Source organism: Mycobacterium sp. ACS1612 (genome assembly GCF_001667505.1).
In the GTDB taxonomy this organism is placed as follows: Bacteria; Actinomycetota; Actinomycetes; order Mycobacteriales; family Mycobacteriaceae; genus Mycobacterium.
In genome coordinates, this window is record NZ_LZHZ01000037.1 from 1 (window position 1) to 20,830 (window position 20,830).

Annotated in this window: 31 protein-coding genes; 4 read left to right on the plus strand and 27 right to left on the minus strand. The window is 65.7% G+C overall.

Annotated elements, in window-relative coordinates:
* The coding region (locus tag A5724_RS33170) for an IS3 family transposase (protein WP_156752323.1) at positions 1–100 on the plus strand (100 nt) is incomplete at its 5' end.
* Positions 101–167: 67 nt separating this feature from the next.
* On the opposite strand, the gene rplO is transcribed toward A5724_RS33170, so the two are convergent.
* From rplO to A5724_RS16725, 13 genes are all read right to left on the minus strand, one after another.
* Positions 168–608, minus strand: coding sequence for a 50S ribosomal protein L15 (gene rplO / locus A5724_RS16665; RefSeq protein WP_067804032.1), 441 nt, complete (start codon positions 606–608; stop codon positions 168–170).
* A gap of 2 nt (positions 609–610) precedes the next feature.
* Positions 611–790, minus strand: coding sequence for a 50S ribosomal protein L30 (rpmD, locus tag A5724_RS16670; protein ID WP_067804035.1), 180 nt, complete (start codon positions 788–790; stop codon positions 611–613).
* A gap of 2 nt (positions 791–792) precedes the next feature.
* Positions 793–1,458, minus strand: coding sequence for a 30S ribosomal protein S5 (rpsE, locus tag A5724_RS16675; protein ID WP_197518689.1), 666 nt, complete (start codon positions 1,456–1,458; stop codon positions 793–795).
* Between the two features lie 25 nt (positions 1,459–1,483).
* Positions 1,484–1,852, minus strand: coding sequence for a 50S ribosomal protein L18 (gene rplR, locus A5724_RS16680; protein WP_197518703.1), 369 nt, complete (start codon positions 1,850–1,852; stop codon positions 1,484–1,486).
* Between the two features lie 38 nt (positions 1,853–1,890).
* Positions 1,891–2,430 carry a 50S ribosomal protein L6 gene (gene rplF, locus A5724_RS16685; protein ID WP_067804044.1) on the minus strand — a complete coding sequence of 180 codons (540 nt, stop codon included), beginning with the start codon at positions 2,428–2,430 and terminating at the stop codon, positions 1,891–1,893.
* A 13-nt stretch (positions 2,431–2,443) separates the two neighbouring features.
* On the minus strand, positions 2,444–2,842 hold the full coding sequence (gene rpsH / locus A5724_RS16690; protein WP_067804048.1) for a 30S ribosomal protein S8: 399 nt from the start codon (positions 2,840–2,842) through the stop codon (positions 2,444–2,446).
* Between the two features lie 73 nt (positions 2,843–2,915).
* The gene (locus tag A5724_RS16695; protein ID WP_067804051.1) at positions 2,916–3,101 is read right to left on the minus strand and encodes a type Z 30S ribosomal protein S14; all 186 of its coding nucleotides are present in this window, start codon (positions 3,099–3,101) and stop codon (positions 2,916–2,918) included.
* Positions 3,102–3,105: 4 nt separating this feature from the next.
* Positions 3,106–3,678 carry a 50S ribosomal protein L5 gene (gene rplE / locus A5724_RS16700; RefSeq protein WP_067804054.1) on the minus strand — a complete coding sequence of 191 codons (573 nt, stop codon included), beginning with the start codon at positions 3,676–3,678 and terminating at the stop codon, positions 3,106–3,108.
* Positions 3,678–3,995 (minus strand): 50S ribosomal protein L24, encoded by a 318-nt coding sequence (gene rplX, locus A5724_RS16705; protein WP_067804059.1) that lies wholly within the window; start codon positions 3,993–3,995, stop codon positions 3,678–3,680. Before rplX ends, rplE begins: the two co-directional genes overlap by 1 nt.
* Complete coding sequence (gene rplN / locus A5724_RS16710; RefSeq protein ID WP_015305035.1) at positions 3,996–4,364, minus strand: 50S ribosomal protein L14; 369 nt, start codon at positions 4,362–4,364, stop codon at positions 3,996–3,998. It lies immediately after the preceding gene.
* 168 nt (positions 4,365–4,532) lie between these two features.
* Positions 4,533–5,408, minus strand: coding sequence for a formylglycine-generating enzyme family protein (locus tag A5724_RS16715; RefSeq protein ID WP_067804560.1), 876 nt, complete (start codon positions 5,406–5,408; stop codon positions 4,533–4,535).
* A gap of 5 nt (positions 5,409–5,413) precedes the next feature.
* Positions 5,414–6,103, minus strand: a complete 690-nt coding sequence (locus A5724_RS16720) for a hypothetical protein (RefSeq protein ID WP_067804062.1) — start codon at positions 6,101–6,103, stop codon at positions 5,414–5,416.
* Positions 6,103–8,454: an arylsulfatase gene (locus A5724_RS16725; protein ID WP_067804065.1), complete on the minus strand. Its 2,352-nt coding sequence runs from the start codon at positions 8,452–8,454 to the stop codon at positions 6,103–6,105. Before A5724_RS16725 ends, A5724_RS16720 begins: the two co-directional genes overlap by 1 nt.
* Before the next feature lie 521 nt (positions 8,455–8,975).
* Between A5724_RS16725 and A5724_RS16730 the strand changes: the two genes are divergently transcribed.
* Both A5724_RS16730 and zwf read left to right on the plus strand, forming a co-directional pair.
* Positions 8,976–9,464, plus strand: coding sequence for a nitroreductase family deazaflavin-dependent oxidoreductase (locus tag A5724_RS16730; RefSeq protein ID WP_067804068.1), 489 nt, complete (start codon positions 8,976–8,978; stop codon positions 9,462–9,464).
* A 51-nt stretch (positions 9,465–9,515) separates the two neighbouring features.
* The gene (gene zwf, locus A5724_RS16735) at positions 9,516–11,021 is read left to right on the plus strand and encodes a glucose-6-phosphate dehydrogenase (protein ID WP_067804071.1); all 1,506 of its coding nucleotides are present in this window, start codon (positions 9,516–9,518) and stop codon (positions 11,019–11,021) included.
* A gap of 48 nt (positions 11,022–11,069) precedes the next feature.
* On the opposite strand, the gene rpsQ is transcribed toward zwf, so the two are convergent.
* From rpsQ to A5724_RS16800, 13 genes are all read right to left on the minus strand, one after another.
* Entirely contained in the window at positions 11,070–11,366 is a 297-nt protein-coding gene (rpsQ, locus tag A5724_RS16740) for a 30S ribosomal protein S17 (RefSeq protein WP_067804075.1), read from the minus strand.
* A 2-nt stretch (positions 11,367–11,368) separates the two neighbouring features.
* A complete protein-coding gene (rpmC, locus tag A5724_RS16745; RefSeq protein ID WP_067804078.1) occupies positions 11,369–11,602 on the minus strand; it encodes a 50S ribosomal protein L29 in 234 nt (77 codons plus the stop codon).
* Positions 11,602–12,018, minus strand: coding sequence for a 50S ribosomal protein L16 (gene rplP, locus A5724_RS16750; RefSeq protein ID WP_067804081.1), 417 nt, complete (start codon positions 12,016–12,018; stop codon positions 11,602–11,604). Before rplP ends, rpmC begins: the two co-directional genes overlap by 1 nt.
* Positions 12,019–12,021: 3 nt before the next feature.
* Complete coding sequence (rpsC, locus tag A5724_RS16755; RefSeq protein ID WP_067804084.1) at positions 12,022–12,906, minus strand: 30S ribosomal protein S3; 885 nt, start codon at positions 12,904–12,906, stop codon at positions 12,022–12,024.
* Entirely contained in the window at positions 12,906–13,457 is a 552-nt protein-coding gene (gene rplV / locus A5724_RS16760) for a 50S ribosomal protein L22 (protein ID WP_067804087.1), read from the minus strand. The genes rpsC and rplV overlap by 1 nt, the downstream gene beginning before the upstream one ends.
* Positions 13,454–13,735 carry a 30S ribosomal protein S19 gene (gene rpsS, locus A5724_RS16765; protein WP_010908582.1) on the minus strand — a complete coding sequence of 94 codons (282 nt, stop codon included), beginning with the start codon at positions 13,733–13,735 and terminating at the stop codon, positions 13,454–13,456. The genes rplV and rpsS overlap by 4 nt, the downstream gene beginning before the upstream one ends.
* An 11-nt stretch (positions 13,736–13,746) precedes the next feature.
* A complete protein-coding gene (rplB, locus tag A5724_RS16770; RefSeq protein WP_067804090.1) occupies positions 13,747–14,589 on the minus strand; it encodes a 50S ribosomal protein L2 in 843 nt (280 codons plus the stop codon).
* Between the two features lie 48 nt (positions 14,590–14,637).
* A complete protein-coding gene (gene rplW, locus A5724_RS16775; protein ID WP_067804093.1) occupies positions 14,638–14,940 on the minus strand; it encodes a 50S ribosomal protein L23 in 303 nt (100 codons plus the stop codon).
* Positions 14,941–15,597 carry a 50S ribosomal protein L4 gene (gene rplD / locus A5724_RS16780; RefSeq protein ID WP_067804096.1) on the minus strand — a complete coding sequence of 219 codons (657 nt, stop codon included), beginning with the start codon at positions 15,595–15,597 and terminating at the stop codon, positions 14,941–14,943. It lies immediately after the preceding gene.
* Complete coding sequence (gene rplC, locus A5724_RS16785) at positions 15,597–16,250, minus strand: 50S ribosomal protein L3 (RefSeq protein WP_067804099.1); 654 nt, start codon at positions 16,248–16,250, stop codon at positions 15,597–15,599. The genes rplD and rplC overlap by 1 nt, the downstream gene beginning before the upstream one ends.
* Before the next feature lie 15 nt (positions 16,251–16,265).
* The gene (gene rpsJ / locus A5724_RS16790; RefSeq protein ID WP_003883485.1) at positions 16,266–16,571 is read right to left on the minus strand and encodes a 30S ribosomal protein S10; all 306 of its coding nucleotides are present in this window, start codon (positions 16,569–16,571) and stop codon (positions 16,266–16,268) included.
* Between the two features lie 320 nt (positions 16,572–16,891).
* Positions 16,892–17,251, minus strand: a complete 360-nt coding sequence (locus A5724_RS16795) for a nuclear transport factor 2 family protein (RefSeq protein WP_197518690.1) — start codon at positions 17,249–17,251, stop codon at positions 16,892–16,894.
* Between the two features lie 5 nt (positions 17,252–17,256).
* Positions 17,257–18,843 carry a carboxylesterase/lipase family protein gene (locus tag A5724_RS16800; RefSeq protein WP_067804570.1) on the minus strand — a complete coding sequence of 529 codons (1,587 nt, stop codon included), beginning with the start codon at positions 18,841–18,843 and terminating at the stop codon, positions 17,257–17,259.
* 113 nt (positions 18,844–18,956) lie between these two features.
* Here A5724_RS16800 and A5724_RS16805 point away from each other — a divergent pair, with 113 nt between their 5' ends.
* On the plus strand, positions 18,957–20,207 hold the full coding sequence (locus tag A5724_RS16805) for a cytochrome P450 (protein ID WP_067804101.1): 1,251 nt from the start codon (positions 18,957–18,959) through the stop codon (positions 20,205–20,207).
* Here A5724_RS16805 and A5724_RS16810 read toward each other — a convergent pair.
* Positions 20,192–20,812 (minus strand): TetR/AcrR family transcriptional regulator, encoded by a 621-nt coding sequence (locus A5724_RS16810; RefSeq protein ID WP_067804104.1) that lies wholly within the window; start codon positions 20,810–20,812, stop codon positions 20,192–20,194. The two genes, A5724_RS16805 and A5724_RS16810, sit on opposite strands and share 16 nt — an antisense overlap.
* Positions 20,813–20,830: the final 18 nt, after the last annotated feature.

Below are 20,830 nucleotides of genomic sequence, written 5' to 3' on the forward strand. Positions count from 1 at the left end.
AAGCGACGTCTACATCCACTGGTACAACGACGAACGCATCTCAATAAAGCTCAAGGGCCTGAGTCCGGTCCAATACCGGGCCCAGGCCCTCGCGGCTTAGGCTCCCTACGTCAGGGTCCAACTTCCGGGGACCACTTCAGTGCAGCGTGCGGGGCCCTATGCGTGATCTACAGCTCGGTCGCGGATCCGCCCGCGGAGGTGATCTTCTCGCGAGCACTACCGCTGAACTTGTGCGCGGTGACGTTGACCTTGACGGTCAGCTTGCCGTCGCCGAGCACCTTCACCAGCGTGTTCTTGCGCACCGCGCCTGCGGCCACCAACTCGTCGACACCGACGTCGCCGCCCTTGGGGAACAGCTTGTTGATGTCGCCGACGTTGACGACCTCGTATTCGGTGCGGAACCGGTTGCGGAAGCCCTTGAGCTTCGGCAGCCGCATGTGAATCGGCATCTGGCCGCCCTCGAACGTCGCTGGGACGTTCTTGCGAGCCTTGGTGCCCTTGGTACCGCGGCCGGCGGTCTTGCCCTTCGAGCCCTCACCGCGACCCACGCGGGTCTTGGCGGTCTTGCTACCCGGGGCCGGCTTCAGGTCATGGAGTTTGATAGTCATCGCTAAACCTCTTCAACCTCGACGAGGTGATGTACGGCCTTGATCAGGCCGCGCGTCTGGGCGTTGTCCTCGCGGACCACGGACTGACGGATCTTCCGCAGCCCCAGCGTCCGCAGGCTCTCGCGTGCCTTCCAGCGCGCACCGATGGTGCTACGCACCTGCGTGATCTTGAGCTCTGCCATGGTTACGCCGACCCTTCACGTGCGGCCGACGCGGCGAGCGCGTCCGCCTCGCGACGTGCCCGCAGCATTCCTGCCGGAGCCACGTCCTCGATCGACAGCCCACGACGGGCCGCCACCTCTTCCGGACGCTGCAGCAGCTTCAGCGCGGCAACGGTGGCATGCACCACGTTGATCGCGTTGTCGCTACCCAGCGACTTGGCCAAAATGTCATGCACGCCAGCGCATTCCAGCACGGCACGGGCCGCGCCGCCTGCGATCACACCGGTACCGGGGCTCGCCGGACGCAGCATCACAACACCCGCGGCGGCCTCGCCCTGCACCGGGTGGGTGATGGTGCCACCGATCAGGGGCACCCGGAAGAAGCCCTTGCGAGCCTCCTCGACGCCCTTGGCGATGGCGGCCGGAACTTCCTTGGCCTTGCCGTAGCCGACACCGACCATGCCGTTGCCGTCTCCGACGATCACCAGCGCGGTGAAGCTGAACCGCCGACCGCCCTTGACGACCTTGGAGACGCGATTGATCGCGACGACACGTTCGAGGTAGTTGCTCTTCTCACCGCCGTCGCGGCCGCCACGGCCACCGCGATCGTCGCGTCGTCCCCGGCCGTCGCGATCACCGCGACCGCCGCGATTGTCCTGCGCCGGAGCGGCGCCAGCCTGCTCGGCCATCATGCAGTCCTCTCGTTATTGGTCATTAGAACTTCAGCCCGCCTTCGCGCGCTGCGTCGGCCAGTGCCGCGATGCGACCGCCGTAGGTGTACCCACCGCGGTCGAACACGACCTGCTCGATGCCTGCGGCCTTGGCGCGCTCCGCGATGAGCTGACCGACCCGCACACTGTGAGCCTTCTTGTCACCATCGACGGCACGCACATCGGCCTCGATCGACGAGGCGGCGGCCACCGTGGTGCCGGTGAGGTCGTCCACCAGCTGCACGTGGATGTGCCGCGACGAACGGTTCACCACAAGGCGCGGCGTGGTGGCCGTGCCCTCGATCTTCTTGCGGAGCCGGGCGTGCCGACGCAGCCGCGCAACCCGCCGGGTCGCAGAAACGTTCTGGCCCACCGGCTTACGGGTCGAGCCCTCAGTCTTAGCAGCCATGTCTACTTACCTGTCTTTCCGACCTTGCGGCGGATCTGCTCACCCTCGTAGCGGATGCCCTTGCCCTTGTACGGGTCGCTCTTCCGCAGGCGGCGGATGTTGGCCGCGATCTGGCCGACCTTCTGCTTGTCGATACCTGAGATCGAGAACTTCGTCGGGGTTTCCACCGCGAAGGTGACGCCCTCGGGAGCGTTGATCAGCACCGGATGGCTGTAGCCCAACGCGAACTCGAGGTTGTTGCCCTTGGCGACGACGCGGTAACCGACGCCGAAGATCTCCATCTTGATGGTGTAGCCCTCGGTCACACCGGTGACGAGGTTGGCCACTAGCGTGCGCGACAGCCCGTGCAGCGAACGGCTGCGCCGCTCGTCGTCGGGCCGGCTCACCACGATGGCGCCGTCGTCGTCGCGCGACACCGAAATGGGCTCGGCGACCGCCAATTCCAACGTGCCCTTCGGCCCCTTGACCGACACGTTCTGACCGTCAATCGTTACATCGACCCCGGATGGCACCGGGACCGGCTGCTTTCCAATACGCGACATATCTACGTCTCCCTCACCACACGTACGCGAGGACTTCGCCGCCCACGCCCTGTCGTGCTGCCTGACGGTCGGTGAGCAGACCCGAGGACGTGGAGATGATCGCCACGCCGAGGCCACCCAGCACCCGCGGCAGGTTGGTGGATTTCGCATAGACACGCAGACCGGGCTTGGACACCCGGCGCAGGCCCGCGATGCTGCGTTCACGGCTCGGGCCGTACTTCAGTTGCACAACAAGCGACTTGCCGACGCGGGCATCCTCGGTGCGGTAATCGGAGATGTAGCCCTCTGCCTTGAGGATCTCGGCGATGTTGGCCTTGATCTTGCTGTGCGGCAGGGTCACCTCGTCGTGGTACGCCGAATTGGCGTTGCGCAGACGTGTCAAGAAGTCTGCGATCGGGTCCGTCATAGTCATGACTGGGCCTGTCTACCTTCCTCGCAGCGGTTCCCGGTCTGGGCCTGCTGCGCACCTGTTCTGTAGGGGTCTGTTACCAGCTGGACTTCTGGACGCCGGGCAGTTCGCCGGCATGCGCCATCTCGCGCAGGCAGATTCGGCACAAGCCGAACTTGCGGTAGACCGCGTGGGGGCGACCGCACTTGCTGCACCGCGTGTACGCGCGCACCTTGAACTTGGGCTTCTTGTTGGCCTTGTTGACCAGAGCCTTCTTTGCCATTCGTTCAGTTCTCCTTGAAGGGGAAGCCGAGAGCCCGCAGCAGCGCTCGTCCTTCGTCGTCGTTCGTCGCCGAGGTGACGACGGTGATGTCCATGCCACGCGGGCGGTCGATGGAGTCCACGTCGATTTCGTGGAACATCGACTGCTCGGTCAGGCCGAAGGTGTAGTTGCCGGTGCCGTCGAACTGCTTGGGTGACAGCCCGCGGAAGTCGCGGATACGCGGCAACGCGATCGAGATCAGCCGGTCGAGGAACTCCCACATCCGGTCGCCGCGCAGCGTGACGCGGGCACCGATCGGCATGCCCTCGCGCAGCTTGAACTGTGCGATCGACTTGCGGGCCTTGCGGATTTCGGGCTTCTGGCCGGTGATCAGCGACAGGTCGTTGACCGCGCCGTTGATCAGCTTGGCGTCGCGGGCGGCGTCGCCGACACCCATGTTCACGACGACCTTGACCACGCCGGGGATCTGCATGACGTTGGCGTAGCCGAACTCTTTCTGGAGCGCCTCGCGAATCTCTTCGCGGTAGCGCTGCTTGAGCCGGGGAAGGGTCTTCACCGCGCTTTCGGTAGTCGTCATCAGATGTCCTTGCCATTGGTCTTGGCGACGCGGACCTTCTTGCCGGTCTCGTCGTCGACGCGGAACCCGACGCGGGTGGGCTTGCCGTCGGAGTCGAGCAACATCACGTTGCTGACGTGGATCGGCGCCTCCTGGGTGACGATGCCGCCCGAGGACGCCCCACGCTCGGTGCGCGAAACAGGAGTGTGCTTCTTGATTCGGTTCACGCCTTCGACGAGCACCTTGTTGCGATCGGGGTAGGCCACCAGGACCTTGCCCTTGGCGCCCTTGTCCTTACCGGAGATCACGAGCACCGTGTCGCCCTTGTGGACGTTCATCTACAACACCTCCGGGGCAAGCGAGACGATCTTCATGAAGCGCTTCTCGCGCAGTTCGCGGCCGACCGGGCCGAAGATGCGGGTGCCGCGCGGATCGTTGTCGGCCTTGATGATGACGGCCGCGTTCTCGTCGAACTTGATATAGCTGCCGTCGGCGCGGCGGCGTTCCTTGACGGTGCGCACGACGACGGCCTTGACCACCTCACCGCGCTTGACGTTGCCACCGGGGATGGCGTCCTTGACGGTGGCCACGATGATGTCGCCGATGCCGGCGTAGCGCCGCGACGAACCGCCGAGCACGCGGATGCACAAGATCTCCTTGGCGCCCGTGTTGTCGGCGACCTTCAGCCGCGATTCCTGCTGAATCACTCGATCTCCTCGACCTGGTTAATGTGTGCACGGCAGATTCCGACCTGACATGCGCGGTCTTGCTGTCACCGAAGAGCACGCAGGGATTTCGTGTCCGATATCCGAGGTCTGCCCAAGGCAACCGTTTGATTCTAGGTGACGACCTGCGAGGAACCAAATCGCCGCTGGTCACCCCGCCACGCAGCGGAACCCGATGTGCGTCGTCGCGCTGTCCTGTGACTGCGGCGACCTGGCCGCGGGCCGGTACCGCAGGCAGTACTCCGCTGCGCACAGATGCGACCCGCCCTTGAGTGTCTGGGCCACCGTCGGGTCAGGAGTCGATGGGCCACAACACGATTCCACGGGTCCGTCGAGCCGGTGGTGCGCCGAGAACTGCGTCGTCGTCCACTCCCACACGTTCCCGACCATGTCGACCAGCCCGAACCCGTTGGGCGGGAACGTACCGACCGGTGACGTACCGACCCAGCCCAGCGCCCCGTCGTTGCGGAACGGGAACCGGCCCTGCCAGGTGTTGGCCATCAACCGGCCGTCGGGAGCCGCGACGTCGCCCCACGCGAACGTCGTAGTGCTGCCGCCCCTGGCCGCGTACTCCCACTCGGCCTCGGTGGGCAGCCGCCGACCTGCCCAGGCGGCGTAGGCGACAGCATCCGGATAGGCGATCTGCACGACCGGGTGCTCGAGTCGGTCTGCGGTGTCGCTGTCGGGGCCGAACGGATGCCGCCAGTCGGCGCCGGGTACCCAGTGCCACCACTGCCGCCAATCCCGCAGGTCAACCGGGCCGTCGGTGGGCCGGAACACCAGCGCTCCTGGCACCAGGTCCTGCGCCGACGCACCGGGATACAGCGCGGGGTCCGGGGACTGCTCGGCGACGGTGACGTACCCGGTCTCGGCGACGAACGCGGCGAATTGGGCGTTGGTCACCGGGTGACGTTCGACGGCAAACGCGCCGACGGTCACGGTGTGGACCGGCGCCTCTTCCGGATAGAACTGCGTCGAGCCCATCCGGAAGGACCCACCCGGTAACGCGACGAGCTCCGTGAGCAGTGCGGTCACGGGATGAGGATCTCGAAGTCCTCGGTCAGCAGCGCCGCGGCCGAATCGAAGCCGGGAGTTCCCGGCGGCGCCTGCACGTGCACGGCGACCAGATAGTTGTTGCCGCCACGGGTCCAGATGTGGGCGATGCGGTCCTCGTAGACGGCGGCGTTCTGCGTCGTCTCCGACCACGCGCCCATCAGCTTCTGCCCGCTGTAACCGCACAAATCGCCGGGCAGCACGCTGACCGAGCTGACCGACGATTCGGCCATCAGGTCGTCGGCGTACTTCCTGAAGGCCTCACCCGGCTCCAGCTGCGTGGGCGCGATCGTGACGGTCGCCTGCATGCCGCCGGGGCCGTCCAACTGGCCGCCGATGTCGCCGGTGCCCGCGGTCATCGACCATTTGTCAGGCACGCCCACCGTGATCCTCGGCGCCTGTGGATCGTCGACTTCGGCGGTCATCCGCACGCTCGGTTCGAGCATCTGCGAGCACACGACACTGTTGGCCGGCACCGGTACCCGCGTGGTGGGCACGACGCCGAAACCCGATTCCGTCGGCGGGGCCGCGCCGCCGGTGGCCGGCGGAGCGGAAGGCCGCACCGCGACCAAGCCAGCCGGTTCGGCGACCGGAGAGCCGTCGCTGGTCCGCGCGCACGCCGTCGCCACGCAGGCCACCGCAAGCGTCACCGCTGCGAGGCGCTTCATCAGTCTTTCGCGAAAGCCCGCGCGAACTCGCGTTCCAAATCCACGTACGGCTTGCCTGAGACGTCAACGTTCACCTGAATGATGCTGCCACCTGTGAACGGGAACGGCGCCTTGTAGGTCCGTGACACCGGCGACCCGGTGTTCTGCCCGACGCTGAGGCTGGCGCCTGCCAGCCCGAACGTTCCCGGATGAATTTTCATCCCGGACAGCGACGCCACCTCGTCGTTGTCGATGTAGAGCCCGGCGTCGCCGAGCGGCGTGTGACTGCCCTCCACCGTCCCGGTGCGGGTGAACGCGACGCCGAACGTGTGCCTGCCCGTCGGCACCGCGTTCGAAGACGACAGCGCTTGCTCCTGCTCGCCGAGGAAGTTGTAGATGTAGTGCAGTCGCCCGTCCTGAAGGAACAACACGTGTCCGCCGTGCGCACCGCCGTGCTTGATGATCACTCCCTCGGCACCGGTGGTGTCGACGGTCATCTCGGCGATGATCGCGAACGACCGGCCCCGGATCTCGACGGCGGCACCCATGCCGACGTCGGCGGTGCCCGGGTAGTAGGTGTACGACTCGCGGGTGCCCGACAGGTAGGGCCGGTACCGCGTCATCGTCTCCAACATGTTCAAGTCACCCAACGGCAGGCCGTTGTACTTGTCGGCCTCGCTGAACCACAACTTCTTGAGTTCTTCGAGCTTCTCCGGGTTTTCGGCGGCCAGATCGTGGCACTGGCTGCGGTCGGCCTCGATGTGGAACAGCTCCCAGCGGTCCTTGTCGAAGTTCGACCAGCCGGCAGGCGATGCCGCGTGGACGGTGTTGGCGAACCAGCCTTTGTCCCAGATGCCTCGAGTGCCAAGCATCGTGTAGAACTGCGTTTCCTTGCCGGTGGGAGCCAACGGATCGTCAAGTGCCAGTTTGAAACTCACGCCGTCGAGTGGCTTCTGCGAGATGCCGCGGACGGTCGCAGGCGGGGTGATGCCGATCAAGTCGTACACCGTCGGCGTGATGTCACACACGTTGATGTAGTTGTCCCGAACATCGCCGTGCGCCGCTATTCCCTTGGGCCAGGAGATGATTGCGGTGTCGGCGATGCCTCCTTCATGGGAGGCGTACCGCTTGAACAGTTTGTACGGCGTGTTGAACGCCATCGCCCAGCCGATCGGATAGTGGTTGTAGGTCTCCGGCCCGCCGAGGTTGTCCATCAGCTTCAGACTCTCCTCGACGGTGTCGATGTAGCCATTGAAGAATTTGACCTCGTTCACCGAGCCGTTCGGACCGCCCTCGCCGCTGGCGCCGTTGTCGGAAATGACCACGATGATGGTGTTGTCCAGCTGACCGGATTCCTCGAGAAAGTCGAGGATGCGGCCGATCTGGGCGTCGGTGTAGGACAGGAAGCCGGCGAACACTTCGGCCATTCGCGCGAACAACCGCTTCTCGTCGTCGGTGAGCGAATCCCACGGCCGGACGGTGTCCTGCGCCGGCCACGATTCACCGTTGGGGCCCTTGACATCCAGATAGGGGTTGATCGGGGACAGTTCGGTGTCGGGCGGAACGATGCCCAACCTCTTCTGGCTCTCGAGCACGACTTCGCGGTAGCGCTCGTAGCCCATGTCGAACTTTCCGGCGTACTTGTCCGCCCATTCCTTGAAGACGTGATGCGGGGCGTGCCCGGCGCCCGGGCACACGTAGGAGAACCACGGCTTGTCGGGCGCGATCACCTTGCTGTCGCGGATGAATTCGATTGTCTTGTCGGCCAGGTCCTTCGACAGGTGGTAGCCGTCTTCGGGCGTTGCCGGCGGTGCGACCGGATGGTTGTCGTAGACCAGTTCGGGATACCACTGGTCAGTCTCGCCACCCATGAAGCCGTAGAACCGCTCGAATCCGCGGGACAGTGGCCAATGTCGTTTGGTGGCAGCCAGATTGGACTCTTCCAGCGGAGTGAGATGCCACTTGCCGACGCAGTAGGTGTTGTATCCGTTTTCGACGAGGACCTCGGACAGCAGTGCGGTGTCGTCGGGAATGCGCCCGCTGCATCCGGGGAAGCCGTCGGTGAACTCCTCGATGGTGGCCATGCCGACGGTGGTCGGGTTGCGTCCGGTCAGCAGCGACGCCCTGGTCGGCGAGCACAGCGCCGTCGTGTGGAACTGCGACAGCCGCACACCGCGTTGGGCGATGCGGGTCATCGTCGGCATTTCGACCAGACCGCCGAAGCAGTCCCAGGTTGCGATCCCGGTGTCGTCCCACACCAGGTACAGCACATTGGGGGCGTCCTTGGGCGCCGTCGGCGCCGCGTACGGGCCCCAGTCCGGTTCGGAATCCCGAATGTCGAGCTCGATCTTGCCGTTGAATTCCTTCGCCACGACCGGAGGTTACACCCCGCCCATCGGTTAGTCCGGAAATTGACGACGGCGCCAGTCCGGGTTGCCGGTTCAGCCACCGCTGCACGGCGACGAACGGGATCGGCCATCCCAACCACGCACCCGCACCTGCCACGAACCACACGAAGTGTTCCTCGTTGCCACCAAACACGCTGTCCCGCAATGGTTGACATGCGGTGACCATGTCTCTGCGATGCTGCGCGAACCGCCGTTGCCGCGCAGCGACGTAGTCCTTGACCGTGAACCACAGCCGCAGCGAAGCTACCCTAGCGCGCTTGTCATGTCGGGCCGCCGCGCTGCGTCATAGAGGTATGGACAGTGAACCGATCACCTCATCAACATCTTCGAGATCCCGCAGGGGCAGGTCGACGCTTCCCGGTTTCCGGTCACTGCGGCTTCACACTGCGCTGAGTCAATGTCGCGCAGCGGTCCATGCAGGAATTCGCCGTCGCTGCTCATCCCGCGATCTACCGAGTCGCCCTGGAAACCACCGCGGACTGACGATGCCAAAAGCCTACCGAGTCAACGTCTTTGTCCGATTCAACAACGCCGTGATGCGGGCACTCATCCGCGGCGACGTCCGGATCGGCACCTTCGCCGTGCTGACCGTACGGGGTCGCAAGAGCGGCACGCCTGTCAGCGTCCCGCTGGTCGTCTTCCCTCACGGCGACAGCGAGTACCTGGTGGCGTCGTACGGCATCGTCAACTGGGTGCGCAACCTGCGCGCCGCCGAGGGCCGAGCCGAACTGCGCCGCGGCGGTGACGTCGAGCAGGTCTGCGCGGTCGAGCTGCCCGCCGAACAAGCCGGACCTGTGCTGCGCAGCAGCTTGCTGACTGGTCCACCCGGCATACCGCGCCCGATCGTGGCCGTGTTCCGGCGGTTCTTCGTCCTGCCCTATCTCGACGTCGGCATGGATTCGGCCGACGACGAGTTCGTCCGGGCAGCGCATACGCACCCGGTGTTTAGGCTGGCACGCTTCGTGCAACGTTAAGGGCGGACGGTAAGCGTGCAGGGACAGTGTGGCGGTGGGAGTATGCCGAGAGTGACGACCAGCAAGCCACAGATGATCTCCTATCCCGCTCCGGGCTCGCGCCCATACCGACAGGAGGACGTCGCGGTCGATCCGCATGTGGTCGTCCTGTTCGGCGCGACAGGCGATCTTGCGAGACGCAAACTGATCCCCGGGCTGGCCTATCTCGACCAGTCGGAGCTGGCACCCCACATCGAGATCGTCGCCACCTCGCTGGAAGAGCTCACCGAGGACGAGTTCCTCGAGGTGGCGAAGTCGGCCATCGACGATTTCGGGACCCACAAACTCAGCACCGAGCAGTGGGGACGGTTCGCGGAAACGGTCACCTATGTGCCGCAGAGCGCGGGACCCGACGCGTTGGCCGCCGCGGTCGAGAAAGCGGAGAAGAAGCTCGGCCAGGGCGTACGCCGGCTGCACTACTTGTCGGTGCCGCCGAAGGCCGCGCACGCGGTGATCGAAACGCTGCGGGACGCGAACCTGGTGGACCGCTCGCGCGTGGTGATGGAGAAGCCGTTCGGCACCGATCTGGCAAGTGCCGTGGCGCTCAACGACTTTGTCCACGAAACGTTTCGTGAGGATCAGATCTTCCGCATCGACCACTTCCTCGGTAAAGAGGCGGCGCTGAACATCTTGGCTTTCCGCTTCGCGAACGGGCTGTTCGAGCCGATCTGGAATCGCAACTTCATCGACCACATCCAGATCGACATCCCCGAGACGCTCGGTTTGGACGAGCGGGCGAACTTCTACGAGAGCACTGGGGCATACAAGGACATGGTCGTCACCCATCTGTTCCAGGTGATGGCCTTCGTGGTGATGGAGCCGCCGACGGCGTTGGAGCCGCGCGCCATCAGTGAGGAGAAGAACAAGGTGTTCAGGTCGATGCTGCCGGTCGACCCGAAGAACGTGGTGCGCGGCCAGTTCACCGGATACCGCGAATTAGAAGGTGTGGCAAAGGATTCCGATACTGAGACGTTCATCGCGCTCAAGGTCGGCATCGACAACTGGCGGTGGGCGGGCGTACCGATCTATCTGCGCACGGGTAAGCGGATGGCCGAGGGCATGCGCATCATCTCGATCGCGTTCAAGGAGGCGCCGCGGACGATGTTCGCGCACGGCTCGGGTGTCGGCGCGCAGGGGCCGGACCACCTCACCTTCGACCTGGCCGAGGACTCGAAGGTGTCGCTGTCGTTCTACGGCAAGCGCCCCGGCCCCGGCATGAAACTGGAGAAGCTGTCGATGCAGTTCTCGACGCAGGAAGTCGGCAGCAGCACCGACGTGCTGGAGGCCTACGAACGCCTGATGCTCGACGCGATGCGCGGCGACCACACCCTGTTCACCACTGCGGAAGGCATCGAGTCGCTGTGGGAGCGGTCGGCCGACCTGCTCGCCGACCCGCCGCCCACGAAGTCATATCCGCAGGGCAGTTGGGGCCCCAACGCCATTCACCAACTGATCGCGCCGAACGCATGGCGGTTGCCGTTCGAACGGGCCTGGCGCGAGGCCAAGGGTGACAGCTGACGCACGACGAGCCCCCGCCGCGGCGGGGGCTCGTCGTGTGCGATCGGGCTACTTGGCCTTTTCCAGGATCTCGACCAGCCGCCACCGCTTGGTGGCCGACAGCGGACGAGTCTCCATCAGCGAGACGCGGTCGCCGACACCGGCGTCACCGTTCTCGTCGTGCGCCTTGACCTTCGAGGTGGTCCGGATGATCTTGCCGTAGAGCGGATGGCTCTTACGGTCTTCCAGCTCGACCACGATGGTCTTCTGCATCTTGTCCGACACCACGTAACCGATAGCGGTCTTACGCCGCCCGCGCGGCTTTTCCGCGCGCGGAGTGTGCTTGGGGCCCTTAGTCTCTGCCATTTTTACGATTCCTCACCCGCGGGCCCGGACGCCAGGCCCAATTCACGTTCGCGCAGCACTGTGTACACACGCGCAATTTCCTGACGCACCGTACGAAGCCGACGGTTGTTGGCGAGCTGACCGGTCGCCATCTGGAAGCGCAGGTTGAACAGCTCTTCCTTGGACTCGCGCAGCTTGTCCTTCAACTCGTCGTCGGTCAGTTCGCGAAGTTCGCCAGGAGTCACTCCCACTGCCATCAGAAATGATCCTCTCGAGTCACGATGCGCGCCTTGATCGGCAACTTGTGGATCGCGCGGGTCAACGCATCCCGCGCGGTCTTCTCATCGGGGTAGCTCAGCTCGAACAGCACCCGGCCGGGCTTCACGTTGGCGACCCACCACTCCGGCGAACCCTTACCCGAACCCATGCGGGTTTCGGCGGGCTTCTTGGTCAGCGGGCGGTCCGGGAAGATGTTGATCCACACCTTGCCGCCACGCTTGATGTGCCGGTTGATGGCGATACGAGCGGACTCGATCTGCCGGTTGGTGATGTAGGCATGCTCCAGCGCCTGGATGCCGTAGTCACCGAAGCTCACCGACGTCCCGCCGCTGGCGATGCCGCGCTGACGGGGGTGGTGCTGCTTGCGGTGCTTGACCTTGCGGGGAATCAACATGATTCAGCTCTCCGTGTTCTCCGTGGCCGGTGCTTGTCCAGCAGCGGCCTCGGTTCCGCCCGTCGCCTCGGCGACGGCAGGCGCATCTTCGGTGCCCGTGGCGGCGCGGCCGGCTTCGTCGCCGGAGGCGGCACGACCAGCATCGGTGCTCGTCGCGGTGGTACCCGACGCACCGCTACGACGCGGCCGGGTGCCCGACGGACGCTCGCGGCGCGGACGATCGGCGCCCGACGGAACCGTCGCGGTCGCCTCACGCTTGCCACCGACGATGTCGCCCTTGTAGATCCAGACCTTCACGCCGATCCGGCCGAACGTCGTCTTGGCCTCGTAGAGGCCGTAGTCGATGTCGGCACGCAGCGTGTGCAGCGGCACCCGCCCCTCGCGGTAGAACTCCGAGCGGCTCATCTCGGCGCCGCCGAGACGGCCCGAGCACTGCACCCGGATCCCCTTCACGTTGGGCTGGCGCATGGCCGACTGGATGGCCTTGCGCATCGCACGACGGAACGCCACGCGGTTCGAAAGCTGCTCTGCCACACCCTGAGCCACCAACTGCGCCTGCGACTCGGGGTTCTTCACCTCGAGGATGTTCAGCTGGACCTGCTTACCGGTCAGCTTCTCCAGGTCGGCGCGGATCCGGTCAGCCTCGGTGCCGCGGCGGCCGATGACGATGCCTGGGCGCGCGGTGTGGATATCAACACGGACCCGGTCACGGGTGCGCTCGATCTCCACGTCGGCGATGCCGGCGCGCTCCAGACCCGTGGCAAGCAGTCGGCGGATCGCCACGTCTTCCTTGACGTAGTCCTTGTACTGCTTGTCGGCGTACCACCGGGACTTCCAGTCGGTGGTGATACCGAGCCGGAAGCCGTGGGGATTGATTTTCTGGCCCACTACTCCGAGCCCTCCTTCGCTTCGGCGGAAGCTTCAGTCGTCTTCTTCGGGGCCGCCTTCTTGGCGGGCGCCTTCTTGGCCGGTGCGTCAGCAGCCGCCTTGGTCGCGGGAGCCTTCTTGGCCGCGGCCGCCTTGCTGCCCTGGGCACGGCGTGCGCGCGTCGAGCTGGCCGACTGACCGCGCCGGTCCTCGCGTGAGGGACGGCTCTCGACGATCACCGTGATGTGGCTGGTGCGCTTGCGGATCCGGAACGCGCGACCCTGCGCACGCGGCCGGATGCGCTTGGCGGTCGGACCCTCGTCGGCGTAGACGGTGGCGACCACGAGGGTGGAGGGATCCAGTCCCTCGTTGTTCTGTGCGTTGGCCGCGGCGCTGGCGATCACCTTGGCGACCGGCTCGCTGGCGGCCTGCGGCGCCCACCGCAGGATGTCGAGGGCTTGCTCGACGCTCTTGCCGCGAACCAGGTCGATGACCCGGCGCGCCTTGGTCGCCGAGACGCGCACGAAGCGCGCCTTCGCGACCGCAGACGGATATTCACTCGTGATACTCACCGGCGCTTGGCCTTCCGGTCGTCCTTGATGTGACCCTTGAATGTGCGGGTCGGCGCGAACTCGCCGAGCTTGTGCCCGACCATCGCCTCGGTGACGAACACCGGGACATGCTTGCGGCCGTCGTGGACCGCGAAGGTGTGCCCGATGAAGTCGGGGATGATGGTCGAACGCCGCGACCAGGTCTTGATGACCTGCTTGGTGTTCTTCTCGTTCTGCACGTCGACCTTCTTGAGCAGATGGTCGTCGACGAACGGACCCTTCTTCAGGCTGCGTGGCATCGGCTTGTCTCCTACCGGTGGTGCTTCTTGCCGGTGCGCCGGCGTCGGACGATGAGCTTGTCGCTTGGCTTGTTGGCCTTGCGGGTACGGCCCTCGGGCTTACCCCATGGGCTGACCGGGTGACGGCCACCGGAGGTCTTGCCCTCGCCGCCGCCGTGCGGGTGGTCGACCGGGTTCATCACGACACCACGGACGGTGGGGCGCTTGCCCTTCCACCGCATGCGGCCGGCCTTACCCCAGTTGATGTTGGCCTGCTCGGCATTGCCGACCTCGCCGACGGTGGCACGGCAGCGCACGTCGACGCGGCGGATCTCACCGGACGGCATACGCAACGAGGCGTACGTGCCTTCCTTACCGAGCAGCTGGATGCTCGCGCCAGCCGAACGGGCCAGCTTCGCGCCGCCACCGGGCCGCAACTCCACCGCATGGATCACGGTGCCCGACGGGATGTTGCGCAGCGGCAGGTTGTTACCCGGCTTGATGTCGGCGTTGGCACCGGACTCCACCACGTCACCCTGCGAAAGACCCTGCGGCGCAATGATGTAGCGCTTCTCGCCGTCCAGATAGTGCAGCAGCGCGATGTTGGCGGTGCGGTTCGGGTCGTACTCGATGTGCGCGACCTTGGCGTCGACACCGTCCTTGTCGTGGCGACGGAAGTCGATCACGCGGTAGGCACGCTTGTGGCCACCGCCCTTGTGCCGGGTGGTGATTCGGCCGTGCGCGTTGCGACCGCCCTTGCCGTGCAGCGGACGAACCAGCGACTTCTCCGGGTGGTCGCGAGTGATCTCGGCGAAATCGGAGACGCTGGCACCGCGGCGACCGGGGGTCGTCGGCTTGTACTTGCGAATTCCCATGATTCTCTAAGTCTCTCTGCCGGCTCGGCCGGCGGTCCTTCCAGCCGGCTAGGCCGGCGCTCCGAACAGGTCGATGGGCTTGCTGCCCGCGGCCAGCGTCACGATGGCGCGCTTGGTGTCCTTACGCTTGCCGAAACCGGCGCGGGTGCGCTTGCGCTTGCCCTGTCGGTTGGCGGTGTTCACCGACGCGACCTTGACGTTGAAGATCTTCTCGATCGCGATCTTGATCTGCGTCTTGTTCGAGTCGGGGTGCACGACGAACGTGTACACGTTGTCTTCGATCAGTCCGTACGACTTCTCGGAGATGACCGGAGCCAGGATGATGTCGCGGGGGTCAGTCACGGTCGCCATCTACGCCCTTACCTCCTCGGCAGTCTTGGTGTTCGCGCTGATGTAGTTGTTCAGCGCCTCGACGCTGAACACCACGTCGTCGGCCTTCAGCACGTCGTAGGTGTTGAGCTGATCCGGCGACAGGATGTGCACACCGGGAAGGTTGCGCACGCTGCGCGCACCGGTGTCGTCGGTGCGGCCGATCACCACCAGCACCTGCTTGCGCTCGGTCAAGGTGGCCAGGAACGCCTTGGCGCTCTTGGTCGACGGGGTCTGCCCCTCGACGAGTTCAGTGACGGCGTGGATGCGGCCGTTGCGCGCCCGGTCCGACAGCGCCCCGCGCAGTGCGGCGGCGATCATCTTCTTGGGCGTGCGCTGGCTGTAGTCGCGCGGCTGCGGGCCGTGCACGGTGCCGCCGCCGGTGAACTGCGGTGCGCGCGTCGAACCCTGACGGGCGCGGCCGGTGCCCTTCTGGCGGTACGGCTTCTTGCCGCCGCCACGGACGTCGCCGCGCGTCTTGGTCGCGTGGGTGCCCTGCCGCTTGGCGGCCAGCTGCGCCTCGACGACCTGATGCATCAGCGCGATGTTCGGCTCGACGTCGAACAGCTCGGCGGGCAGCTCGATGGAGCCGTCCTTCTTGCCGGCCGGGGTGTGAACGTCAATCTTGTTGGTAGCCATTACTTTTCGCCTCGCTTGATTGCGCTGCGGACCACGACCAGTCCACCGGTACGACCGGGGATCGCGCCCTTGATCAGCAACACGCCGTTCTCGGCATCGACCTTGTGCACCAACAGGTTCTGCGTCGTCACGCGGTCGTTGCCCATCCGGCCCGACATGCGCGTGCCCTTGAACACCCGGCCCGGGGTGGCACAGCCACCGATGGAGCCGGGACGACGGTGCACCGCCTGGGCACCGTGACTGGCGCCCTGGCCGCGGAAACCGTGGCGCTTCATGGTGCCCGCGTAGCCCTTGCCCTTGCTGGTGCCGGTCACGTCGACGTAGGTGCCGTCGGCGAAGATCTCCGCGGTCAGTTCCTGACCGACCTGGTATTCGCTTGCGGCGGCCTCGTCGTCGAGCCGCAGCTCGGCGAGGTGGCGGCGCGGGTTGACGCCCGCAGCGGCGTACTGACCGGTGACCGGCTTGTTCACCTTGCGGGGGCTGATCTCGCCGTAGGCCAGCTGCACGGCGGAGTAACCGTCGCGCTCAGGCGTACGGATACGCGTGACGACGTTGGGCCCGGCTTTGACGACCGTCACCGGAACGACCCGGTTGTTCTCGTCGAACACCTGCGTCATGCCCAGCTTGGTGCCCAGAATGCCTTTTCTTGCCATTTCTTCTGGTTTCTCCTACTGGATGTTGACGTCGACACTCGCCGGCAGATCGATGCGCATGAGCGCGTCGACGGTCTTCGGCGTCGGGTCGAGGATGTCGATCAACCGCTTGTGCGTACGCATCTCGAAGTGCTCCCGCGAGTCCTTGTACTTGTGCGGGGACCGGATGACGCAGTACACGTTCTTCTCAGTCGGCAGCGGCACAGGACCAACCACGCTGGCGCCGGTACGGGTGACCGTCTCCACGATCTTGCGCGCCGAGGCGTCGATCGCCTCGTGGTCGTAGGCCTTGAGCCTGATGCGGATCTTCTGTCCCGCCACGCTTCTCCTACCTCACTCCTACAGGGTCCCTGTCGGGACCGCATTCCGTTCGGCGCACTCGCTTCGCGCTGGTATGCCGCCGCTGTTCATCTGTCTGTGGTCCACCGATCCCCGCGGTCGGGCGTGTCGCCCTCACGCACACTCAGCCGCGGCAGAAAATGTCGCGATCGAGGTGGGTACCGGATGCGCCCGTACGGGCGCTGGTCGGATGCCCCGGCCAGGCGTACCCGGCTCAAGGCAACCCGAACAGTATGCCCTAAAAGGCGACGTCAGCCAAATCCCTGGCCGGGAGGCGCGAACAGGGCCAGGTGACATGAGGCCTAGGCCGACAGGTACGTCCCGTGGCCTTCACGGACCAGGCCGTCGCCGTCGAAGGTCAGCACCTCGTTGACCAACTCACCGCGATGGTTGCGGTAGTTGATCACCAGTGTCGATTCGCCGCGGTAGACACCGACCACCGCGAACTGCAAATCAGGCTGCTTGGCCAACGCCGCCGTCCAGTAATCCCGCAGGGCGGCCTTACCGCGCACCACTCCCCCACTCTCGGGCACGACGCGCGCCGCTACGGGTGAGGTGAACAGCACGTCGTCGTGGAAGTGCGCAAGCACCGCCTCGATGTCGTGCCCATTCCAGGCCTGCACCCACGCTTCGGCATAGCCGTTCGGATCCGGAGTCGGCATCGCGGTCAACCTTTCAGGCCAGACCAGAACGCGCACTGGTGAACGTCGTCGAAGTCGGTAGTCACTGTGCTCGTGCCCGCTTGGAACGACACCCGCTTTTTGTCGGCGCCGAATGCAGGCCATTGCGCGCCCGGTTCGCCGGTATGGACGAAATGCGCCCAGTAGTCGATCATCTGGTCCGACAACGCCTGCTGGGTCGGGTTGAGCGGCGGCGCACCGCCGACGTCGAAGAGATACCGCAATTCCAGCGAATGGCTCGCCCCCACCGGGAACGGCAACGTGCGCATCGGCTCGGGCATGGGCGCATCCCGGTCGTTGAACTCGTAGGCGTACACGGGCCCGGTCCGCGCCATTGCGTCGCTCATCCGAGCGGTCGGGCAGGCGAACACCCCGTCCGTGACCGCAGCCGAATACGCAACCGGAACAAGGCCGTATCTCTGCAGCGGATAATGCGCTTCGACAGCGGCGGCGTCGGCGCCGAACGTCTCGGCCAGCAGCTGCGGATACTGCTCGCGGGAGTAGGGACCCTTGCGCAGATACTGCAGCGCGACGAACAGTGTGAACTCGTCGCGGTTGCTGCCGATCAACACCGGCACCCGGGTCGCGCGCCCTTCCGCCAGCGCAGCCATCGGATCGACCGGCAGCCGCGACGTTCCCGTCACCGGCCCGCTCAGCGCGTCGGCGCCGATGCGGTAGTACCAGACCGGCTCCCGCAGCTTTCCTTCCGGCAGTGCGCGTAGGCACTGCGCAGCGGATTGCACGTCGCGGCAACCGAGTTGGGCCGCGTAGTCGAGACTGGCCTGCTCCGCGGCGGGCAGCGCCAGTTGCGCTTGACAAGGGCCACTCTGGATGATCGCAGCCCTGAACAATCCCGCCGACTCCGGTGCCACCAGGTGGTCGCACACCGACATCCCCCCTGCGGACTCACCCGAGAGCGTGACCTTGTCCGCATCCCCGCCGAAGTCGGCGATGTTGTCGCGCACCCACCGCAGCGCCGCCTGCTGGTCGGCCAGACCGTAGTTGCCGACGTCGCCTGGCGCGCCGAGCGCCGGGTGTGCCAGGAAGCCCATCGCGCCCAGTCGATAGTTCACGGTGACGACGATGATGTCGCCCCGATTGGCCAGCCACCGCGAGTCGTAGACGCTCGCGCTGCCGTTGATGAACGCGCCGCCGTGGATCCACACCATCACCGGCAACTTCTCGTCGGCCCTGGTCGTCGGCGGCGTCCACACGTTGAGCGTCAGACAGTCCTCGTCGGTCTGTCGCCCGAATTCCGGGTCGCCGCCGGGGTCCTGCAGGCACCTCGGCCCGAACCGGGTGGCGTCACGCACCCCCTGCCAGGCGGCGGCCGGCTCTGGTGGTCGCCATCGCAGCGGGCCGACTGGTGGTGCGGCATAAGGGATTCCGGCGAAGAGTCGGTGATCGGGAGCGACGATGCCGCGCACCGTACCTGCGGCCGTGTGCACCGTCGCGGGATCCGAGGGCTTGACGGTCTTCGGCGGCTCGGTTCCGCCGCGTCCACAACCGACCGCGAGCACCACGCTGAAGGCGAGCGCCAACAGACAGTGAAGCGATCGACAGGCCACAGCGATAGAGCCTAGTAGCGGCTTGATGCCGCCCCATTTCCCATAGGTGGCCCGCGTCACATACACTCCGAACTTGACACCCGTCAAGTTTCGCCACAGCCCGGCAGTGAGGAGCCCGAATGAGCACGCCGACGATGGATGACGCCGCAAAGGTACTGGCCGATCCGAAGGGCTATGCCGACGACGCGCGACTGCATGCGGCGCTGACCCATCTGCGGGCGAACAACCCGGTCGCCTGGGTCGACAACCCGCCGTACCGGCCGTTCTGGGCGATCAGCAAACACGCCGACATCATGGCGATCGAGCGCAACAACGAGCTGTGGCTGTCCGAACCGCGGCCGCTGCTGGCCAGGGCCGAGGCCGACGACGTGCTCAAGGCGCAGCAGGAAGCCGGCATGGGTATCCGCACGCTCATCCACATGGACGATCCCCACCACCGCAAGGTGCGTGCCATCGGCGCCGACTGGTTCCGGCCCAAGGCGATGCGCGACCTGAAGGTCCGGGTGGACGAACTGGCGAAACGCTATGTCGACACGATGCGCGACATCGGGCCCGAGTGTGACTTCGTCGAAGCGATCGCGGTCAATTTCCCTCTGTACGTGATCCTTTCACTGCTCGGCCTGCCCGAGGACGACTTTCCTCGCATGATGAAGCTGACTCAGGAGATGTTCGGCGGTGACGACGAGGAACATCAGCGCGGCGGTTCGACCGAGGACCTGCTGGCGGTGCTGGCCGATTTCTTCAACTACTTCTCGGCGTTGACGGCGTCGCGCCGGTCCGCTCCCACAGAGGATCTTGCGTCCGCGATCGCCAACGGTCGCATCGACGGCGAGTACATGTCCGACATGGACACGCTCTCGTACTACGTGATCGTCGCGAGCGCTGGGCACGACACCACCAAGGACGCGATCTCCGGAGGGCTGCTCGCGCTGATCGAGAACCCCGGCGAACTCGACCGGTTGCGCCAGAACATGGATCTGATGCCGACGGCAGTCGAGGAGATGATCCGCTGGGCCACCCCGGTCAAGGAGTTCATGCGGACCGCGGCCGAGGACACCGAGATGCGCGGCGTGAAGATCGCCAAGGGCGAATCCGTTTATCTCGCTTACGTTTCCGGTAACCGCGACGAGGAGGTATTCGTCGATCCGTTCCGGTTCGACGTCGGCCGCGACCCGAACAGGCACGTCGCGTTCGGCTACGGCGTGCACTTCTGCCTTGGCGCGGCGTTGGCACGCATGGAGATGAACAGCCTGTTCACCGAGTTGATCCCGCGTTTGCAGTCCATCGAATTGGCAGGCACGCCAGAGCTTTCCGCAACGACGTTCGTCGGCGGGCTCAAGCACCTGCCGATTCGTTATTCGCTCAAGTGACCCTTGGCGTGGGTGGCCAGGAAGCCGTCGACGGCGGCCTCAGCGCAGCTGCGGTAATCGAAGTCGGCGAAGGTGGAGAGCCTGCCGAGGATCAGCGGACCGATCAATAGGGCGATCGCCTGTATCAGGTCCACCTCGTCGAGTTGGGCGGCGGCCTGCGGTGTCTCGAACAGTGCCTGAAACGGCGCAGAGTACAGCTGGATGATCCGCGTGCGCAGGGTGCCGACGGCGTCCGAATCGTGTTGACCCACATCGGTCGAGACGGCGTCCGGCCCTGATGCGAGCCAGGTCATCGCGGTGAGCATCGCGGGCACCTCGGCGATGGAGTCCGCCCACCCCACCACCACCGCGATCAACTGATCGCGCAGGCTTCCTTCCGCGGGCGGCATCGGTGCGGGCGGCAGCAGGCTGGCGAACGCCGCAGCCAAAAGATCGTTGGCGCTGCCGAAGTGGCGATACAGGGTCGCTCTCGCTACGTTGGCACTACGGGTGACCGCGTCGATCGTGACCGCGCTCGGCCCACCCGACCGCAACAGCGTCGTCGCGGCGTCCAGTAACCGAGCCCGCGACCTGGCAGGCCGTGGATCGCTACTTGTGGCCGTCATCTCGTTTACATCACCTCC

What these genes read in the sequence shown, in the direction of transcription:
- rplO (WP_067804032.1), bottom strand. Translation starts at nt 608, where the DNA reads ATGACTATCAAACTCCATGACCTGAAGCCGGCCCCGGGTAGCAAGACC.
- rpmD (WP_067804035.1), bottom strand. Translation starts at nt 790, where the DNA reads ATGGCAGAGCTCAAGATCACGCAGGTGCGTAGCACCATCGGTGCGCGC.
- rpsE (WP_197518689.1), bottom strand. Translation starts at nt 1,458, where the DNA reads ATGGCCGAGCAGGCTGGCGCCGCTCCGGCGCAGGACAATCGCGGCGGT.
- rplF (WP_067804044.1), bottom strand. Translation starts at nt 2,430, where the DNA reads ATGTCGCGTATTGGAAAGCAGCCGGTCCCGGTGCCATCCGGGGTCGAT.
- rpsH (WP_067804048.1), bottom strand. Translation starts at nt 2,842, where the DNA reads ATGACTATGACGGACCCGATCGCAGACTTCTTGACACGTCTGCGCAAC.
- A5724_RS16695 (WP_067804051.1), bottom strand. Translation starts at nt 3,101, where the DNA reads ATGGCAAAGAAGGCTCTGGTCAACAAGGCCAACAAGAAGCCCAAGTTC.
- rplE (WP_067804054.1), bottom strand. Translation starts at nt 3,678, where the DNA reads ATGACGACTACCGAAAGCGCGGTGAAGACCCTTCCCCGGCTCAAGCAG.
- rplX (WP_067804059.1), bottom strand. Translation starts at nt 3,995, where the DNA reads ATGAACGTCCACAAGGGCGACACGGTGCTCGTGATCTCCGGTAAGGAC.
- A5724_RS16720 (WP_067804062.1), bottom strand. Translation starts at nt 6,103, where the DNA reads ATGAAGCGCCTCGCAGCGGTGACGCTTGCGGTGGCCTGCGTGGCGACG.
- A5724_RS16730 (WP_067804068.1), top strand. Translation starts at nt 8,976, where the DNA reads ATGCCAAAAGCCTACCGAGTCAACGTCTTTGTCCGATTCAACAACGCC.
- rpsQ (WP_067804075.1), bottom strand. Translation starts at nt 11,366, where the DNA reads ATGGCAGAGACTAAGGGCCCCAAGCACACTCCGCGCGCGGAAAAGCCG.
- rpmC (WP_067804078.1), bottom strand. Translation starts at nt 11,602, where the DNA reads ATGGCAGTGGGAGTGACTCCTGGCGAACTTCGCGAACTGACCGACGAC.
- rplP (WP_067804081.1), bottom strand. Translation starts at nt 12,018, where the DNA reads ATGTTGATTCCCCGCAAGGTCAAGCACCGCAAGCAGCACCACCCCCGT.
- rpsS (WP_010908582.1), bottom strand. Translation starts at nt 13,735, where the DNA reads ATGCCACGCAGCCTGAAGAAGGGTCCGTTCGTCGACGACCATCTGCTC.
- rplB (WP_067804090.1), bottom strand. Translation starts at nt 14,589, where the DNA reads ATGGGAATTCGCAAGTACAAGCCGACGACCCCCGGTCGCCGCGGTGCC.
- rplW (WP_067804093.1), bottom strand. Translation starts at nt 14,940, where the DNA reads ATGGCGACCGTGACTGACCCCCGCGACATCATCCTGGCTCCGGTCATC.
- rplD (WP_067804096.1), bottom strand. Translation starts at nt 15,597, where the DNA reads ATGGCTACCAACAAGATTGACGTTCACACCCCGGCCGGCAAGAAGGAC.
- rplC (WP_067804099.1), bottom strand. Translation starts at nt 16,250, where the DNA reads ATGGCAAGAAAAGGCATTCTGGGCACCAAGCTGGGCATGACGCAGGTG.
- A5724_RS16795 (WP_197518690.1), bottom strand. Translation starts at nt 17,251, where the DNA reads ATGCCGACTCCGGATCCGAACGGCTATGCCGAAGCGTGGGTGCAGGCC.
- A5724_RS16805 (WP_067804101.1), top strand. Translation starts at nt 18,957, where the DNA reads ATGAGCACGCCGACGATGGATGACGCCGCAAAGGTACTGGCCGATCCG.
- A5724_RS16810 (WP_067804104.1), bottom strand. Translation starts at nt 20,812, where the DNA reads ATGACGGCCACAAGTAGCGATCCACGGCCTGCCAGGTCGCGGGCTCGG.